This window comes from Rufibacter ruber (assembly GCF_014138425.1).
GTDB lineage: Bacteria > Bacteroidota > Bacteroidia > Cytophagales > Hymenobacteraceae > Nibribacter > Nibribacter ruber_C.
The window spans coordinates 23386-40936 of sequence record NZ_JACJIQ010000021.1; the positions used below are offsets into that span (position 1 = coordinate 23386).

At 50.2% G+C, this 17551-nt stretch carries 16 protein-coding genes; 14 read left to right on the plus strand and 2 right to left on the minus strand.

Going from position 1 to position 17551, the window contains the following annotated elements; translation table 11 throughout:
• Positions 1 to 28 precede the first annotated feature (28 nt).
• On the minus strand, positions 29 to 406 hold the full coding sequence (locus tag FHS90_RS19445; protein WP_182514265.1) for a hypothetical protein: 378 nt from the start codon (positions 404 to 406) through the stop codon (positions 29 to 31).
• A 164-nt stretch (positions 407 to 570) separates the two neighbouring features.
• On the opposite strand from FHS90_RS19445, the gene FHS90_RS19450 reads away from it, so the two are divergent.
• The 14 genes from FHS90_RS19450 to FHS90_RS19515 all read left to right on the plus strand — a co-directional run bounded on the left by FHS90_RS19450 (position 571) and on the right by FHS90_RS19515 (position 16818).
• Positions 571 to 885 carry a hypothetical protein gene (locus FHS90_RS19450; RefSeq protein ID WP_182514266.1) on the plus strand — a complete coding sequence of 105 codons (315 nt, stop codon included), beginning with the start codon at positions 571 to 573 and terminating at the stop codon, positions 883 to 885.
• 65 nt (positions 886 to 950) lie between these two features.
• Positions 951 to 1238, plus strand: coding sequence for a hypothetical protein (locus FHS90_RS19455; RefSeq protein ID WP_066837003.1), 288 nt, complete (start codon positions 951 to 953; stop codon positions 1236 to 1238).
• 1333 nt (positions 1239 to 2571) lie between these two features.
• A complete protein-coding gene (locus tag FHS90_RS19460) occupies positions 2572 to 2754 on the plus strand; it encodes a C1orf53 family protein (RefSeq protein WP_343049802.1) in 183 nt (60 codons plus the stop codon).
• A 110-nt stretch (positions 2755 to 2864) separates the two neighbouring features.
• Positions 2865 to 3104 (plus strand): 50S ribosomal protein L28, encoded by a 240-nt coding sequence (gene rpmB, locus FHS90_RS19465; RefSeq protein ID WP_066837001.1) that lies wholly within the window; start codon positions 2865 to 2867, stop codon positions 3102 to 3104.
• Positions 3105 to 3148: 44 nt separating this feature from the next.
• Complete coding sequence (locus tag FHS90_RS19470; protein WP_343049803.1) at positions 3149 to 4732, plus strand: aminopeptidase P N-terminal domain-containing protein; 1584 nt, start codon at positions 3149 to 3151, stop codon at positions 4730 to 4732.
• Between the two features lie 211 nt (positions 4733 to 4943).
• Positions 4944 to 5132, plus strand: a complete 189-nt coding sequence (rpmG, locus tag FHS90_RS19475; protein ID WP_066836997.1) for a 50S ribosomal protein L33 — start codon at positions 4944 to 4946, stop codon at positions 5130 to 5132.
• Positions 5133 to 5134: 2 nt separating this feature from the next.
• Complete coding sequence (locus tag FHS90_RS19480) at positions 5135 to 5287, plus strand: DUF4295 domain-containing protein (protein ID WP_071887815.1); 153 nt, start codon at positions 5135 to 5137, stop codon at positions 5285 to 5287.
• A gap of 108 nt (positions 5288 to 5395) precedes the next feature.
• Positions 5396 to 6355, plus strand: coding sequence for a signal recognition particle-docking protein FtsY (gene ftsY, locus FHS90_RS19485; protein WP_066837049.1), 960 nt, complete (start codon positions 5396 to 5398; stop codon positions 6353 to 6355).
• Between the two features lie 406 nt (positions 6356 to 6761).
• Positions 6762 to 8123, plus strand: a complete 1362-nt coding sequence (gene rimO / locus FHS90_RS19490; RefSeq protein WP_182514268.1) for a 30S ribosomal protein S12 methylthiotransferase RimO — start codon at positions 6762 to 6764, stop codon at positions 8121 to 8123.
• Between the two features lie 390 nt (positions 8124 to 8513).
• On the plus strand, positions 8514 to 9083 hold the full coding sequence (locus tag FHS90_RS19495; protein ID WP_182514269.1) for a Crp/Fnr family transcriptional regulator: 570 nt from the start codon (positions 8514 to 8516) through the stop codon (positions 9081 to 9083).
• Positions 9084 to 9686: 603 nt separating this feature from the next.
• Positions 9687 to 11243, plus strand: coding sequence for a bacillithiol biosynthesis cysteine-adding enzyme BshC (gene bshC, locus FHS90_RS19500; RefSeq protein WP_066836966.1), 1557 nt, complete (start codon positions 9687 to 9689; stop codon positions 11241 to 11243).
• Positions 11244 to 11245: 2 nt separating this feature from the next.
• Positions 11246 to 11821 (plus strand): 5-formyltetrahydrofolate cyclo-ligase, encoded by a 576-nt coding sequence (locus FHS90_RS19505; RefSeq protein WP_066836963.1) that lies wholly within the window; start codon positions 11246 to 11248, stop codon positions 11819 to 11821.
• A gap of 387 nt (positions 11822 to 12208) precedes the next feature.
• Positions 12209 to 15403, plus strand: a complete 3195-nt coding sequence (locus tag FHS90_RS19510; protein WP_343049804.1) for a SusC/RagA family TonB-linked outer membrane protein — start codon at positions 12209 to 12211, stop codon at positions 15401 to 15403.
• Between the two features lie 11 nt (positions 15404 to 15414).
• Positions 15415 to 16818 (plus strand): SusD/RagB family nutrient-binding outer membrane lipoprotein, encoded by a 1404-nt coding sequence (locus FHS90_RS19515; RefSeq protein ID WP_066836957.1) that lies wholly within the window; start codon positions 15415 to 15417, stop codon positions 16816 to 16818.
• A 338-nt stretch (positions 16819 to 17156) separates the two neighbouring features.
• On the opposite strand, the gene FHS90_RS19520 is transcribed toward FHS90_RS19515, so the two are convergent.
• The gene (locus tag FHS90_RS19520) at positions 17157 to 17540 is read right to left on the minus strand and encodes an SRPBCC domain-containing protein (protein ID WP_066839733.1); all 384 of its coding nucleotides are present in this window, start codon (positions 17538 to 17540) and stop codon (positions 17157 to 17159) included.
• Between the last annotated feature and the right edge of the window lie 11 nt (positions 17541 to 17551).

Below are 17551 nucleotides of genomic sequence, written 5' to 3' on the forward strand. Positions count from 1 at the left end.
GGGCTTTTCTGCTGTTTTGAGAGACTTTTTATGATTGTGCCTGCAGCCAGCGGCGCGCGTCTTCTGCCGCGGTGAAATAGGCAATGACAATGCGGCTTTTCTGTTGGGCTAATTTGTTGGTGGCCTCTATGCTCATCTTCCCGAAGAAATCTTCCGGGGTCAGGAACGCCAGGTGGGTGACACCCGCGGCTTCGGCCCGGGGGAACCATTCCCGGTCAATCCAATGCTGACTTTTCAGCTGAATCACCTTGGCCTGTGAGGTGTCTACCAAGATCTTGCGGTAGCCAGACTCCTGTACCAGGAGCAGGCTGTGCTCTGCTATTGCTTTGAATTCCTGGTGTTTGAGAAACCCATTGAAAACAGCAGCCACGGCTTGTATCTCTCTGTCTAACTGATTTGCACTCATAGCAAAAGTGGTGGCAAAATTTGCGCCAGCTGGGTTAAGATACAGCGTAAAGACTTCTTTTTGTGCTATTTTCTTCAGTTTTTGACGGCAGGTGTGGGTGCAGCCTAAAAAAAACAGGAATTTCTTCTGATATTTATTTAGGTTGGAAGGGCAAATAAACAGTAATGGAGAAGAAACAGCAAACGGCGCTGGCCGTCTTTGTAGGGGCGGTGGTGTTCCTGGCGTTAGAAGTGGTGGTGTATTATGGTCTGGTTTCCTGGCTGATCCCCACTGATCCGGAGGTAGAGGCGCAAGGGGGCGCCATTGTGCGCAACTGGAACAAGGTCATGTACTTCATCCTGATCTACATGGGGGTGCTGGTCAGCGCCCTGCTCCTTGCCAGCTCACAGGTGCCGCGCCAGTACCGCCGGCACGTCATGTTCTGGTTTTACCTCTCGCTGCCCACGCTGCTGGTGATCCTGGTCCTGGCTTTTAGTTGAAAAGTGATATACTTTTGGCCAAGGCGCCCGTATAGTAACTATCACTTAACCAAAAAGGAGGATATATGAGCGCCGATAAAACCAATGATACCAACCAAAAAGGGCAGAACGAGGAAGCCAATAAAAAAGGCGGGTTCCAGGATAATACCGACCCCAACTCCTTAGTGCCTCCTACCCAGACTGACCCAGAAAGCAAATATTTCACCAACAGCAATGGGACTAGCATCCAGAGCGAGCAGAACCTCTCCAGAGGCGGCAACAATAACCGCGAAGGCGTGAACCGTGCCTACGGCGATGGTGGGGACCGCCCCCGCAGTAACCCCAGTGACAACCAGTCAGACAGAGGGAAATAAGAAGCTTGCCCCTGCGGCAGTGCTGTCAAGGTGAAGGCTGTTCTGCAAAGAGCAGCCTTTTCCTGTTTTTGAGCTGTTTTCTCAAAAACAGGCCGAAAACAGGAAAGGCTGCAGACGCTCGCAGGTCCTCCAGACGCTGCAAGGCCTTTAGAGCAATTGCTGAGTGTTTAATTGCTGATTTTAAACAGAGGAACTGGGACAAGGCTCCCATCTCGTATCATGGGATGAGGATAGTCTCCAGGCTTGCCGGGAACCGCGGGGTGATTGGAATGCGTAAAACCCACCCCTACCCCTCCAAGGAGGGGAGTAACCGCTATGCGTGAGTGATATACCCGTTCGTCTGTAATGTATGGATCAGCTATGCGTGGCCCGGCTGGTGAACACCCCTCTCTTTCTCCCCTCAAGCGGTGAGTCCCCCTTCGCCCCCTTTAAAAAAGGAATAACGAAAGGAGTCCTGAGTCTAGAGTTCTGCGTCATTTAATCCGTTAAGGCAATCCAGCACGGGTAAATCAGCACTGCGCATGGTCGCTGCCCGGCAGCAAGGGCAGTCAGAGACTCCCCATTATCACCAGGCACGAGTCTGGAGACTCGCGCCAGCGCGGGAGAAAACGCCATTGCGTTTCTGGCCTGTTTTCAGGAAAACAGGCCAGAAACGCAATGGCGTTTCAATCCTTCTACTTACGAGATTGCTCCTATTTGCTTCAGCTGCCGGCACTTCTGCTCCCAGTACTCACTTCTGCCATTGCTACTCCCCTTTTAACACTTCTGCCTCCGGCTGATGTGCGCAGCACGGGCTCGCCCCAGGCTAGCGGAACTACAGCACTAACCTGCAAACAATCTACATCAAGAAAAGCAATAGCAGCAATGGAACCTAAACCAGTCCTGGGGGTGAGCGCCTCTGTTAATACGGTGCCGCTCCAGCGGCAAGGCCGGAGGGCCTAGTTTTAACAGCAGTGCTCACCGCCAGGACGGGGCCCCGCGGCCGTGAGCGCTTACCGGAAGAGATGGAACAATACAGTTAGTAAAACTGAGCGTCAACCGGTACAGCCAAGGGAACAGCAAACAAAGCATTCCAACAGCAGCAATGAAACAAAGCAGTCAGTGAGGCGCCAGAGCAAACGGCTAAGCCAGGGAAACAGCAAACCACACATTCAAAAAAAGGTGAAAAAGGAAAGGGTTTCTGTGCCAGAGCAAACGCCAAAGCCATGTGAACAACAAACCACACATCCCCACACCGCCACTGCAACATTTCAAACCCTTAGCCCTTTCAGCAACGCAGAAGTTTCAAAACCGCAGCGGCTCTCCTATCTTTGCCGGGATGAAACCCAAACCCATGCCCCTGGAGCCCGGAGACTTCTACTACAATGCAGAGGGGCTCATGGTGTTCACAGCGCAATACCATCTGCGGCGGGGCTACTGCTGCCAGAGCGGGTGCACACATTGCCCCTACGGTTTTAGGAAAGACCCAAAAAAGACAGCAAATGACGCAAGTGCTAGTAGCGCTGAGGCAGGATAAGGCGCTTTTTTAGAAGAGATTAAAGAAAAAAGTTTGCGGTGGGTTTTGACTTTGTATGAATTTTTGTGGATATTTGCGTCCCTTTTGAAATAAACGATACTTACGATAAAATGGCAAGAGTTTGTGATTTAACCGGTAAAAGAGTACAAGTTGGTAACAACGTGTCTCACGCTAACAATAAAACCAAGCGTAGATTCTACCCTAACCTGCAGAAAAAACGTTTCTACATCCCAGAAGAAGATGCTTGGGTAACGTTGAAAGTTTCTACGTCTGCGCTGCGCACCATCTCTAAAAACGGGATCAACGCGGTGTTGAAAAAAGCCAAAGAGCAAGGCTACATCGTATACTAATCTCTGCCATGAGATCTCTGCGACACCTATGTCTAATAGTACTTGTGTCGCTTCCGCTGGGAGTGGCCGCGCAATCTGGCGGACCAGACAAACCCGCGGATTTCCTGGATAAAGAATTTCACCGGCAACGGAGAGAGGCCCTGCGGCAACAGCTGCCGGCCAACTCCGTTGCCGTTTTCTTTTCCAATCCGCTCAGGAACCGCGCCAATGACGTGGATTTCCACTTCCACCAGCACCCAGACTTTTACTACCTCACCGGGTATCGGGAGCCCAATGCGGTGCTGCTGCTGTTCTCAGACCAGTTCATGATCAATGGGGTGGCTACCCAGGAAGTTTTCTTCGCGCAGCCCCGTAACCCGCAGGCCGAGTCCTGGACGGGCAAACGCCTGGGTGAGGAAGGGGTGAAGCAGCAACTGGGGTTGACCTACGCGCTTCCGGCCACTTCTTTTGCAGGCTTCAAGCTGGACACGGCGGCCTTTGACCGCATCTTTCTTCTGGATCTGCCGCATGATCTGCGCAACGACCCGTCTAACCCCGCTGATCTGCATGATCTGGTGGCGCAGTTCCGCCAGAAGGTAGGGCTGGTGCCGGGGCAGGACTTTGCGCACCAGCAGGTGTACCAGATCATTAGCCAGTATGATGCTCAGGCGGGGCCACGGGTGCAGGAAGAGGTGAAGCGCCAGATGGCGGCTAATCCGGCCCTGGCCAACAATACTTTCCTGAAAGCCTACGTGAACGCCAAAGATGCGGCGGCTAGGGCAGCGTTGGCAGCCAAGGTTCCGCAGGAGAAAGTAGATACCGGCTTTCTGGAGGAGAAGCTGAGCGAGATGCGGGAGGTGAAGACCCCTGACGAGATGAAGCTGCTCCGCAAGGCCATTGCCATGTCGGCCATTGGGCAGGTAGAGGTGATGAAAGCCATGCACCCCAATATGTCTGAGACCGAAGTGCAGGGCATTCACGAGTTCGTGTACAAAAAGTACGGGGCCGAGTATGAGGGCTATCCGTCTATTGTAGGTGCGGGCAACAACGGCTGCATTCTGCACTATATTGAAAACGAGCGCCCTAAGCTGGGCAATGACCTGGTGCTGATGGACCTGGGTGCCGAGTACCACGGCTATACGGCTGATGTGACCCGGACTATTCCGGCCAACGGTAAGTTCACGCCAGACCAGAAGCAGATATATGAACTGGTGTATGCCGCGCAGGAAGCCGGTTTCAAAGAATGCAAAGTAGGCAATGAGTTTAACGCGCCCAATGCCGCCGCCCAAAAAGTAATGGCAGAAGGGCTGGTGAAACTGGGTATTATCAAGAACCCCGAAGAGGCCCGCCGCTACACCATGCACGGTGTCTCCCATTATCTGGGACTGGATGTGCATGACCGCGGCACCTACGGGGCCTTTAAGCCCAACACGGTGATTACCGTGGAGCCTGGTATTTACATTCCGGACGGGAGCCCGTGTGACAAGAAATGGTGGGGCATAGGCATACGCATTGAAGACGATGTGCTCATTACTGAGAAAGGCTGGGAGAACCTTTCTAGTGGCGCGCCCCGCACGGTGAAAGACATAGAGGCCACTATGGCCAAACCCAGTCCGTTAGACAGTTTCAAGCTGCCGGAGCTGAAGTGAGTAGCACGTAGTGTGAATCAGGTAGCAAGATTTAGGGATCCTGTTTTCGGCCTGTTTTGGCCAAAACAGGCCGAAAACGGAAATCTTGACTGAGAAAGTCTCGCTATTGGATACGTGCTACCTGATACGCTCATAAAAAAGTGGCAACCTATTTGTAATTCAATTACTAAGCCTGTATATTTGCAGTCCTAAATAAAAAATCAACTTCGCGATGGCAAAGAAAGCTAAAGGCAATAGAGTTCAGGTGATTTTGGAGTGCACTGAGCAGAAAAACTCCGGCGTACCTGGTATGTCTCGGTATATCACTACCAAAAACAGAAAGAACACTCCAGAGCGTATGGAGATGAAGAAGTACAACCCGTTCATGAAGAAAGTAACTGTACATAAAGAGATTAAATAACCATGGCTAAGAAAGTAGTTGCAACCCTGAAGACCGCCACTGGTAAAGACTGGGCGAAAGTAATCAAAGCGGTAAAGTCACCTAAGACGGGTGCTTACACCTTTAGAGAAGAAATGGTGCCTATTGACCAAGTACAGGACGCCCTGAAAAAGTAATTGCCGTTATCGCTTTAAGATATACCCATGAAAGTCCCTCTGTACGTGGGACTTTTTTGGTATATTCCCGTTTATACCATTTCCACCATTACCAGCCCCGTTCCCGCTATGGCACTATTCGGTTTCTTTAACAAAGAGAAAAAAGAGTCGCTAGACAAAGGCCTTGAGAAAACCAAAACCAGCTTCTTTGACCAGTTGAGCAAAGCCGTAGTAGGCAAATCAAAGGTGGATGAAGAGGTGCTGGATGAACTGGAGACCGTGCTGGTGCATGCTGACGTAGGAATTGGCACCACCGTCAAAATCATTGACCGCATTGAGCAGCGCGTGGCCCGTGACAAATACGTGGGAACCTCAGATCTGGACCGCATCTTGCGCGAAGAGATCATGAGCCTCCTGGAGGAAAACAAAGGCGGCGTGGCGGCAGATTTCAGTCTGCCAGACACCGGCGGCAAACCGTACGTGATTATGGTGGTGGGCGTAAACGGTGTGGGCAAAACCACCACCATTGGCAAGCTGGCCTCTCAGTTTCACAATGCCGGCAAGAAAGTGGTGTTGGGCGCCGGTGACACCTTTAGGGCCGCCGCCGTTGACCAGCTCAAAATATGGGGTGACCGCGTGGGCATTCCGGTCATTGACCACGGCATGAACACAGACCCTGCCTCAGTGGCGTATGACGCCGTGAAGAAAGGCGTGGAGATGGGCGCCGACGTGGTGATCATTGATACCGCCGGGCGTCTGCACACCAAAGTAGGCCTCATGAACGAGCTTTCCAAGATCAAGCGGGTGATGCAGAAAGTGATTGAAGACGCGCCGCAGGAAGTGTTGCTGGTCTTAGACGGCAGCACCGGCCAAAATGCCGTGATCCAGGCCCGCGAGTTCACCAAAGCCACTGAGGTAACCGCGCTGGCTGTGACCAAGCTGGACGGTACTGCCAAAGGCGGCGTGATCATTGGCATCTCAGACGAGTTCAAGATTCCGGTGAAATACATTGGCGTGGGCGAGAAGGTGGAAGACCTGCAGGTGTTTGACAAGCGCGAGTTTGTAGATTCTTTGTTCAGCAAGAAATAGAATTCCCGTTTTTGGGCTGTTTTAAGAAAATCAGGCCAAAAACGTCATTGCATTTTTACCCACAGCTTCACTTCTTTTGTCATCCTGAAAGGATCTTGTGGGCGAACTAGAAAAGCTTTTCTGTTTCAGGTTTTTAACTTGGAGCCACCCATAGTGCAAGTTGTCAACTTGCCTGGGTTGCAAATTGAAAGGAAAAGTAAAGAATGCGTCTTTTGAGGCCATGCCTCACTGAAGTTGAAAACTTCAGAAAGGAGTAGGTTCAAGGTAAAACAACTTGAACCAGAGTAAATAGAAACGAATCAAAACTTCGGCTTTTTAAAGCCCGATTTCAAATAATAGGCACAGAATAAACCATTTGACAGGTTTTAGTTGTTGCCTCCCTACATAAGTTCCCAAAGACAGGCACGTGAAAGTAAGATCGCTTAAAAAAGACAAATACAACGTTATCACGCTGGGTTGCTCCAAAAACCTGGTAGACTCTGAAGTGCTCATGGGGCAGTTACAAGCCAACGAGTTTGACGTAGCCCATGACTCAGAGAAAGATGACGCCAACATCATCATTGTGAACACCTGCGGCTTTATTGACAACGCCAAACAGGAAAGCATTGACACCATTCTGCGCTACGCCGATGCCAAAGAAGCCGGGGCCATTGACAAGCTGTACGTGACGGGTTGCCTTTCGCAGCGGTACAAAGACTCCCTGGAGGAAGAGATTCCGCAGGTAGACGCGTATTTCGGTACGCTGGAGCTGCCGCAGCTGCTCAAGACCCTGGAGGCCGACTATAAGCACGAACTCATTGGCGAGCGCCTTATTACCACGCCCAAGCACTACGCCTACTTCAAAATCGCTGAGGGCTGCAACCGCCCGTGCTCATTCTGCGCCATTCCGCTCATGCGCGGCAAGCACGTAGACCGCCCCATGGAAAGCCTGGTGGCAGAGGCCACGCGTCTGGCCAACATGGGCACCAAAGAACTGATCCTCATTGCCCAGGATTTGACCTATTACGGCCTGCAGCACTACGGCGAGCGCAAACTGGCAGAATTGCTACAGCGCCTCTCAGACGTAAACGGCATTGAGTGGATACGCATGCAGTACGCCTACCCCAGCCAGTTCCCCATGGATGCGCTGGACGTGATGGTGGAGCGCGACAACATCTGCAAGTATCTGGACATGCCGCTGCAGCACATCTCAGACAATATGCTCAAAACCATGCGCCGTGGCATCTCCAAGCGCCGCACGCTGGAACTGGTAGATACTATAAGACAGCGGGTGCCAGACATAGCCTTGAGAACCACCTTGATTGCCGGCCACCCCGGCGAGACGCAGCAGGATTTTGAGGAGATGTACCAGTGGGTGGAGGAAACCCGTTTTGACCGCCTGGGCATTTTTACGTACAGCCACGAAGAGAATACCCATTCCCATACCCTGGAAGACAACGTGCCAGATGAGGTGAAACAGGAGCGCGCAGATGCCATCATGGAGCTGCAGCAGGGCATCTCTATGGAGATGAACGAAGCCAAAGTGGGCAACACCTACAAGGTACTGTTTGACCGCAAAGAGAGCGGCTACTTTGTAGGCCGTACCCAGTATGATTCGCCGGAGGTGGACAACGAGGTGCTGGTGCCGGCAGAGTCAACCTATGTGCGCCTGGGCGATTTCGCCCACGTGAAGATCACAGACTCCTCAGACTTTGACCTGTACGGCGAAGTGGTGACTTCTACACAGGAGTCTCAGCGCCACCTTGCCTCAACCGCCATTTCAGAATAAGCTGTTTTGGGGCTGTTTTTCTGAAAACAGGCCCAAAACGTAAAAGATAAAAGACCTCACAGGCTGTCAACCCCTGTGAGGTCTTTCTATTTCCAACCCGGAACTACAGGTGAAAAGCATGTACCCCTTCGCCAAAGGGAACAGACGTACTATTGGCAAGAGGCTTTTCTGGCTGTAGCGTATTTTTCACAGGTTCACAAATACGTATGAAAGAATTGCGAAGAAGAAAGGTTAAAAGCTGTTTTGGTGCTGTTTTCCCAAAAACAGCACCAAAACGCCAGATACTAGCCGTTGTTCTAAGAAACGGTTAGGTGTAACAAGTAGGGCTGGGGCTGAATCCTTGTGAAATAAAGTGCGGTTACCTGGCTTGGGCAGCATGCTTGAGAATTTATGGGCAATATCTATACTAACTATCTTGAAACACTGGCCCCCATCAGCGAGGGCTTGAAAGAGGCACTTGTGCAATACATGGTGGGGCCGTACCCGGTAAAAAAAGGAACCATCCTGCTGAGGGAAGGGGAGGTGAGTGACCGGGCGTATTTTGTAGTGAAGGGAATGCTGCGGCTGTATTATACCGTGAAGAAGAAGCAGGTGACCAGCCGTTTCCTGCCAGAGTATTCTACGGTCATCCCGTACTACAGCTATTTCTCGCAGCAGCCGTCTTATGAGAGCCTTGACGTGCTGGAAGACTCTGAGCTAATCATGGTAACCCGGGCAGATTTTGAGGGCTTGTATGCATTCTTCCCGGAGCTGCACAACCTCATGCGGCAGCAGTTGGCCAAATCAGTGGTCTGGAGTGATGAGCGCAGCATGATGCTGCGCAAACTCAGCGCTAAAGAGCGGCTGGAGGCCCTGCTGCAAAAATTCCCAGATATTTTTCTGCGGGCCTCAGTAGAGCAGATTGCCTCTTTTCTGGGCGTTAGCCGCGAAACCCTGAGCCGCATACGCTCTCACCGGTAATGGCGGTGTGATAAATGTCACAAAGTGCTGCCTGAGCCTCTGGCGGCTTGGTGAAGGCAATAAGATTCACTTGCTTTACATAACGTTTATGGCCGTTGTCTGTTGTCTTACGCCATAGATGCTTGCTGTGCCTAAGAAGGTGGGCCCAATGCAAGGGTTGTTGTAGATATATATAAGAAAAGAAAAAAAAGATTAGTATCCCGTATGCCTGCACGGGTGAAGAAGCGTAAGTTCTTTACCCGTGATAGTAAATCCCAAACAAGCTAACCAGTAATAAGTACAGATAAAATCTGCCAGTCCCTGCCCATCCCCTGTAACGGGTTATCCTTCCAGAGTCCAGCAGAAGCCCCATCACCAAGCCCCCAGAAATTCTTCTCTGCGGGGCTTTGGTGTTTTAGAAGGTGTTGGGTGAAATCCCCTTCAATGAAGATACGGGGCGAATGGCTCCTGTTTTTGGGCTGTTTTTGAGAAAACAGCCCAAAAACAGGAGCAGTTTCCTGTACTACACCATCCGCAGCGCGGCCAGGAACGTACACCAGGTAGAATTCACAAAATAGATTTTACCTTTGCAGGCACGCGGGCTACCACGCCGCCGCTCCCGTTATGAAAGTTTCCTGTATTGACTATAGCGCCACCGGTGCCTTCTCCCCCCTAGTGCTGGACTACCTCAACCGAGATAGCAAACTGCAGCCGTTTTATGCCTGGTTTCCAGAAATCAGCTCCTTTTCAGAGGTAATCAAACAGCGAAACTTCCCTTCCGCGCAGCGGCAGGTGCTGGTGGCAGAGCTAAGGCGGCAGTATGAAGGGGTGGAGCTGTCTGGGGCGGCAGAGGCCAACCTTTCGGCCCTGGCCGAAGAAAATACCTTTACCATTACCACGGGCCACCAGCTGAACCTGTTCACGGGGCCGCTGTACTTTATTTATAAGATTGTCACGGCCATCAACACCGCCCGCGAGCTGCAGCAGGCGTACCCGGCCCAGAAGTTTGTGCCTGTCTACTGGATGGCCACTGAAGACCATGACTTTGCCGAGGTGAACCATTTCACCCTCTTCGGGAAGAAGTATGAGTGGGAGCTGGAGGCCGAGGGGGCGGTAGGCCGCCTTTCTACCGACGGGCTGAATGAGCTGCTGGACGCTCTGCCGGAGCACTACCCGCTCTTTGAGGAGGCGTACACCCACAGCGCCACCCTGGCCGAAGCCACCCGCAAGATTGTGAACGGCCTCTTTGGCGAGTACGGCGTCATCTGCGTAGACGGTGACACCCCGGCGCTGAAGCAGGCGTTTGTGCCCGCGGTCAAGCGTGAACTTACAGAGCAGGTGGGCTACAAAGCCGTGACCCAAACCAACGCAGCACTGGAGAAACACTTCAAGCCCCAGGTGATGGTGCGCGAAATCAACCTGTTCTTCCTGGATGAAAACCTGCGGGAGCGCCTTGTGCTGGAAGAAGGGCGCTACAAAGTTCTGAACTCCGGCTTGGAGTACAGCCAGGAAGAAATCCTTCGGCTTGCCGAAGAACACCCAGATAGGTTCAGCCCGAACGTGGTGTTGCGCCCCCTGTACCAGGAGCTGGTGCTGCCCAACCTGGCCTATATTGGCGGCGGGGCCGAAGTGGCGTATTGGTTCCAGCTGAAGGGTATGTTTCAGGCATTTGGCGTGCCGTACCCGGTGGTGATGCTCCGGAATTCGGCGCTGTATGTGACCAAGGCCAACGCCCAGCGGCTGGAGAAGCTGGGGCTGACCGTGCCTGAGATGTTCCAGGAGCTGCCTGACCTGAAAAAACGCCTGGCAGAGCTGTTGAACCAGGAGGAGGTGCGTCTGTCTGAGCAGCAGCAAGCCCTGGAGGCGGCCTTTCAACAGGTAGAGGCCCTGGCGCAAAGCATTGACCCTACTTTGGTGAAGGCGGTGGGCGCAGAGGCGCAGAAAGCCCAGCAGAGTCTGCAGGTGCTGGAGAAGAAACTGAACAAAGCCATTGAAGGGAAGAACAACACCGCCTACAACCAACTGGCAAACGTGAAGGAGAAGCTGTTCCCGGCGGGTGTGCTGCAGGAGCGGGTAGACAATCTCCTGACCTACCAAACCAATAACCCAGACTTTATTCAGAGCCTGGTTGAGGCGTTTGCCCCGTTCGCGCACTGCTTTACCGTACTGGAGGAGGAGTAGCCATGGCGCTGAAAGCAGAGCTGCGTAAAACCTATCTGGCCAAACGGCGTGCATTGTCTGTAGAGGAGGTTGCAGCCAAGAGTAGGCAGATTGCTGATCTGTTTTTCTCAGAGTTTGCCCCGCAGGCCGGGGAGACGGTGCATGTTTTCCTGCCCATTCAGCAACACCGGGAAATAAATACCTGGCTGCTTGTGCACCAGATTTGGGAGCAGTACCCAGGTGTTCAGGTAGCGGTGCCGGTTGCTAACCCGGCAGACTTCTCTATGACCCATTATCTGCTTACCCCTGAGACAGAACTGCGGGAAAGCCTTTGGGGGATTCCGGAGCCCGTTCACGCGCTCCCCCTTCCTGAGTCTGAAATCACCACTGTGCTGGTGCCATTACTCGCCTTTGACTGCCAGGGGCACCGCGTGGGCTATGGCAAAGGGTTCTATGACCGTTTTCTAGCCCTTATCCCCAGCGCCAGTCAGAAGATTGGCCTGGCCCTGGAACCGCCTGTTGAGCGCATTGATGATGTGCACCGCAAAGACCTGACCTTAGATGCGGTGATTACCCCGCAAGCGGTGTTCAGGTTCTAACCTGTCATTTCCCATAAGTGCCCTTCCTTCCTTGACTGTTAGCCTTGGCTTCTGCTAAGGTGAAAAGAATTTGCGTGCGTTTTGCGTAACAGGTCGTTTCTTGCCCCAGCCATCTGAGTACCCGTCTTTTCTGCTCTCTTCCTGGCAGGGCAACTCCCCAGGTTCCAGTGAACCGCTATTCTAAGTGAATCCTAAGATACACAAATAGTAAACTGATAGATATTATGTTAATTTGATTAGATATTTTAAAACTTTAGGTGATTTTTATAGGAGATAACTATATAAATCAATAAACTACTGCAAGAATACCTCTTTTCTACTTACTCATCTAACTACAAACAAACACAGTATGAAAAAACTTTACTTCTTTTTCTGGCCCTGATCACAGTGCTGCAAGTGGCGTTTGCCCAGCAGCGTACGGTGACAGGAAGAGTAACTGCCGCAGATGACGGTACCGGCTTGCCCGGCGTGAGCGTGGTGGTGAAAGGCACTACCTCCGGAACCTCAACAGATGCAGATGGTAATTTCAGCTTAAATGTCTCTGGGGATACCCCTGTATTAGTAGTAAGCTACTTGGGTTATTTAACTAAAGAAGTGAACGTAGGCAATGAGTCCAGTTTCGACATTGCAATTGCCCCAGACAATAAGTTGCTGGATGAAGTGGTGGTGACCGCCTTGGGCATTCAAAGGAGTGAACGGTCTTTAGGCTATTCTACGCAAGAAGTAAGTGGTAATAATCTTACATATACCAAGGAACAGAATGTTCTTGGCTCATTGGCTGGTAAGGTGGCTGGTGTACAGGTAGTAGGTTCTTCTGGAGCAAGCATGGGCGGCACCCAGAAAATAAAGCTGAGAGGTGTGAATTCACTTCGTGTCAATGATCAGCCCTTAATGGTTATAGATGGCACCCCTATTTCCAACGCTAACTTTGCAGGAGATGCCGGCGCTGATTTTGGGAACTTGGGCCAGGATATCAACCCTGAAGACATAGAATCTATCAACGTATTGAAAGGGCCAGCTGCCTCTGCCTTGTACGGGATACGCGGGCAATATGGCGTAATCATGATTACCACCAAGAAGGGGGCGAAAGGAGCGAAGAAGGTGACAGTGCAGTTGAATTCTGCCTTCTCTATTGAGAAAGCTGGTAATTTCATGCCTCTCCAGAATCTGTATGGGGGCGGCTCCAAGCAAACGTGGAATAGTTTGCCTAATGGTCAAAAGGTAGTCCAAACAGAAGTAGATGAAAGCTGGGGACCAAAGATGGATGGAACCCCTGCCCGCCAGTTTTATAGTTTCTATCCGCAGGATAAAGAGAACTTTGGCAAAGAAACTCCTTTCTTGCCTCAACCAGACAATATCAGGGATTATTATGAAACGGGCACCAACTTGAATAATGGTTTGACCATTACGGGCGGGGGCGAGAACTCTAACTTTAGATTAAGTTTTAATGATACCAGAATTGAAGGCGTTGAACCTAATACCTGGTTGAGAAGGAATAATATAGGGGTAAGTGCGGGAATAGATGTTTCTAAAAAGCTGAATGTCTCTACTAATATCAACATAGCCACCAATAAGGCGCAACGGCCTACTCAGGGGTCTGAGTACGGTGCTCGCTACACCACCCAGTGGTTTCAGCGAAACGTAGACATGAAACGGCTTAAAAATTATAAGTTTGAAGATGGCACCTTCCTGAACTGGAGCCTCCGTTCTATTCCGCTTACTGGTGCCAATGCTGGTATTGTGACTAATTACAAACCAGATGACTGGAACAACCCTTACTTTGAAGCTTATGAGAATCCTATCAACGATAGTAGAAACCGCGTGTTTGGTGATGTAGGTGTCACCTATTCCGTTTTGCCCGAATTAAAGCTCAGCGGATTTGTAAGGGGGGACTTATTTACCCAAAATATTGAGTCTAGAATTGGTTTCGGCGGTGTTGAGGCGTTTCCCGCGTATTCTATTGGAAAGTATGAGGGGCAGCAGATGAACTATGAGTTTCTGGGGCAGTATGAAAAAGAGTGGGGAGGTTTTTCACTTAATGCCAATCTAGGTGCTAACTTATTTACAGATAGATACACTTATTTATCTATGGGCACGGTGGGTGGACTTTCAGCAGTGGATTATTATAATATTGAAGGTTCTGTAAACCGGCCCACTACAACCTCTTATTTAAGAAGGAAAGAAGTTCGGAGCTTTTACGGCATGGTATCTTTAGGATATAAAGATACTTATTTCTTAGACGCCTCATTAAGGAATGATATTTCCTCTGCCTTGCCTGCAGATAACAACTCTTACTGGTACCCGTCTGTTTCAGGGTCATTTGTATTCAGTGAATTGATAGACTGGAATCCTCTCTCCTTTGGTAAAATACGGGTAAGTTATGCCCAGGCCGGCTCTGACCTAGACCCTTACCAAACTACCGCATACTATAGTGTGGGGAATGTTTATACTAGTGGTACCACTAATGTAAACACCTTGTTTGTGCCAGATAACTTAAATAACCCTATGTTAAAGCCTGCTTTTGCCCATTCTTATGAGGCAGGCATTGACCTTAAGTTTTTGCAAAACCGTTTAGGGGTAGATTTTACTTATTATAGACAGAAAAATGTGAATCAAGTTATGCCTTTGACCGTTTCTGGAACAAGCGGTTATGGTTCTACAACGGTCAATGCCGGTTTAATTGAAAATAAAGGGCTGGAGCTTACCCTGACAGGAAGCCCCATCAGGAAGGAGAATCTGGCTTGGGATGTAACCTTTAACATTGCCAGAAACAGGAACATGGTGGTGGAGCTTATTGAAGGCATAGAGGTGTATCCACACTACTCCACGAGTTATTCTTCTACAAGTAGTTACCTTAATTCTTACGCAGGGCAAGCTTTTGGTGTACTTATTGGGCAGTCATATCAGCGTGATGAAGCTACCGGTAAAATTTTGTTAGACGCGAATGGTATTCCATTATACACCGCAGCCACCCATAACTTCGGAAGTGTTCTGCCAGATTATACCGGCGGTTTTCAGAATACAGTGAGGCTTTGGAAATTTGATGTGTCTGCCATGATTGATTACCAGATTGGGGGCCAGTTCTTCAGTAGAAGTAAGATGTTGGCCATGAGGACAGGGCAGGCGGCCGAAACCGCAGTGATGAATGACAGAGGGCATAATATTAGAGATGCGGTAGCTGAGGGTGGAGGAATCAAAGTCAATGGCATCTATGGGCCAGGGGTAAAAGTCAATGGCGCTGATGTGGGTGGCCAGGAAGTTACCTTATATGTAAACCCTCAAACTTATTATGGAACCGTAGCCAGGAGAATATATGATGACTGGCTTTATGATGCCTCCTATGTGAAACTGAGAGAGGTGCGCATTGGCTATACCTTAGATAAGAGTTTGCTAGGCAAGCTGCCGTTTGAACGGGTAGGTTTAGCGCTCATAGCCCGTAACGTTGCCCAAATCTGGCAAAAAGCCCCTAAGGGACTGGATCCGGCAGAGCTTTCCAGCGGCGGGCAGAGCATCAGCTGGTATGAGTCTGGGCAGTTGAGCACCGTACGGTCTTATGGGGTAAACCTTAACATTACTTTCTAATCAGAACTACCATGAAAAAAATATATCTGTTACTGGCCGCCAGCCTTCTGTTGGGCGGGTGTACTGAGTTTGATGAAGACATCAACAGAACCACAAACTCACCTAGCAATGCCTCAGGCATGCAATTGCTGGCCAATGCTATGCTGGCACTGCCCGGGTTGGGCTCTTCTCCCCAAGGTGAATTCATGGCGCAATATCTGGCTGAGACCCAATACCCCACGGCTTCTCTTTATCCTAACGGAGGGACTAGCTTTTATAGCTTATACCAGGGGCCGTTGATGAACATAGAGGAAGTCCTGAACTCAAAGACGCTAAGTGCCACCCAGGGACCAGTGGTAAACCAAGTAGCCGTAGCAAAAATTCTTAAGGCCTACTATTTCTGGCATATTACTGACAGGTGGGGAGATGTTCCTTATTCAGACGCCCTGCGGGGAAATGCAGCATATTCGCCTACATATGATACCCAAGAGTCTATCTATAACAGTTTATTCATTCTGCTAAAAGAAGCCAATGATCAGATAGTGTTGGTGGGAGGTGCCGTAACAAATGATGTCATTTATAATGGTGATATGGCAAAATGGAAGAAGCTGGCCAATACCATTAGAATGTTGATGGCATTGCGCCTCTCTAAAGTTAATCCTACCAAAGGCAACACTGAATTTAACGCTGCCATTGCTGACGGGATTATGACGAGCAATGCAGACAGCTTTATTTACAGGCACTTGAATGATGCCAATAACCAAAGCTATTGGTATGCCCAAGTAGTAGGCAGCAGCCGGGAGTGGTGGGCTTTGACTAAAACCTTAGTAGACGTTATGAAACCAGTCGCTGATCCGCGGCTTGTAGTTTATGGCCAGCCTGCCAGAACCTCAGGGGAATATATAGGCCTCCCTATAGGTACCACTACTAACATGCCTAATACAAACAGTTACTCATTAATGGGGCCTGCCATCTATGCTCAAAATGCACCTATCTACTTGGTAACGTATGCACAAGCTTTGTTTGCCAAAGCAGAGGCGGCCAAATTAGGTTGGATTACCGGAGGTGACGCAGAGGCGAAAACAAATTATGACTTAGCTATTCAGAACTCTGTGTTGCAATGGACGGGAAATACTACCGGTGTAGCGGCTTTCTTAGCGAAACCAGAAGTACAGTATAATGCAGCCACGGCTTTACAACAGATTGGCACACAACGCTGGATTCATCTGTTCATGCATGGCTATGAAGGCTGGGCTGAGTGGAGAAGAACTGGTTATCCCAATAACTTCACCACTTCCGGAGGGAACAATGTGCCTACCAGGCAGATGTACCCTTCTGATGAAGTTTTCTTGAACGGGCTTAACTACAATGCTGCGGTTCAAAGATTGAATGGCGGAGATACGTTGTATGGGAAAGTTTGGTGGGATAAAGATTAATTCCCCTATCACTTCAACTAAAAAAGGCTGGTCTTGACCAGCCTTTTTTAGTTGAAGTGATAGGGGAAGAGCAGAAATCTAGAGCTAATATTTCTGGCGTTCTAGCCAAATATGAAACCACTACAATTATTGTAAAAGGTATAAGAGCATGTTTAAATTTGTCTTTTGCGCTGCAAACGGGTATCAAAAGAACCTGACTTTGCTTTTTTCTCGCACCATAGCGGGGCGTATGCTGCTCAAAAAAAGCTATAGAAGAACCTTTCGCTCCCCGTTTTCGCTTGCAAAATCAAAATGTAAACAAGCTCTAAGACGTTGGCAGAAGAAATGCTGAAGGGCTCCTACTGCTCCTCAAAAAACGCCACCAACGCGCCGGCATACGCCTCATCCCAGCCCTCCACCATATCCCTGTACGCCTCATCCGGGATATTGGTCTGCTTCACCTCCATAGAGGTGCCCTGCTTGTGCGGGTGCAGTTTGATGGTGACAATAGAGTCTTCGGGTTCGCCTTCAAAGTACCAGTGCTGTACCAGCTTCCGGCCCTCCTCAAACTCCAGGTTCTTGCCTACAATGCTGCCGTCCCAGAGCGAGAACTCGGTACCGGGTTCAGTAGACATCTGGGCTTTGTCTCCGGTCCAGATCTCCAGGGTGATGGGGTTGGTGAGGGCAATGTACACTTCCTCAGGGGTGGCCGGAAGAAGGTAGTATTTTTTGAAGTCTTGCATGTGCGAAGATA

Excerpts from the sequence above, each read along its gene's own strand:
- ftsY (WP_066837049.1), top strand. The coding sequence starts at position 5,396 with ATGGCACTATTCGGTTTCTTTAACAAAGAGAAAAAAGAGTCGCTAGAC.
- FHS90_RS19460 (WP_343049802.1), top strand. The coding sequence starts at position 2,572 with ATGCCCCTGGAGCCCGGAGACTTCTACTACAATGCAGAGGGGCTCATG.
- rpmB (WP_066837001.1), top strand. The coding sequence starts at position 2,865 with ATGGCAAGAGTTTGTGATTTAACCGGTAAAAGAGTACAAGTTGGTAAC.
- FHS90_RS19495 (WP_182514269.1), top strand. The coding sequence starts at position 8,514 with ATGGGCAATATCTATACTAACTATCTTGAAACACTGGCCCCCATCAGC.
- FHS90_RS19520 (WP_066839733.1), bottom strand. The coding sequence starts at position 17,540 with ATGCAAGACTTCAAAAAATACTACCTTCTTCCGGCCACCCCTGAGGAA.
- FHS90_RS19505 (WP_066836963.1), top strand. The coding sequence starts at position 11,246 with ATGGCGCTGAAAGCAGAGCTGCGTAAAACCTATCTGGCCAAACGGCGT.
- rpmG (WP_066836997.1), top strand. The coding sequence starts at position 4,944 with ATGGCAAAGAAAGCTAAAGGCAATAGAGTTCAGGTGATTTTGGAGTGC.
- FHS90_RS19445 (WP_182514265.1), bottom strand. The coding sequence starts at position 406 with ATGAGTGCAAATCAGTTAGACAGAGAGATACAAGCCGTGGCTGCTGTT.
- FHS90_RS19480 (WP_071887815.1), top strand. The coding sequence starts at position 5,135 with ATGGCTAAGAAAGTAGTTGCAACCCTGAAGACCGCCACTGGTAAAGAC.
- FHS90_RS19515 (WP_066836957.1), top strand. The coding sequence starts at position 15,415 with ATGAAAAAAATATATCTGTTACTGGCCGCCAGCCTTCTGTTGGGCGGG.
- bshC (WP_066836966.1), top strand. The coding sequence starts at position 9,687 with ATGAAAGTTTCCTGTATTGACTATAGCGCCACCGGTGCCTTCTCCCCC.
- FHS90_RS19455 (WP_066837003.1), top strand. The coding sequence starts at position 951 with ATGAGCGCCGATAAAACCAATGATACCAACCAAAAAGGGCAGAACGAG.
- FHS90_RS19450 (WP_182514266.1), top strand. The coding sequence starts at position 571 with ATGGAGAAGAAACAGCAAACGGCGCTGGCCGTCTTTGTAGGGGCGGTG.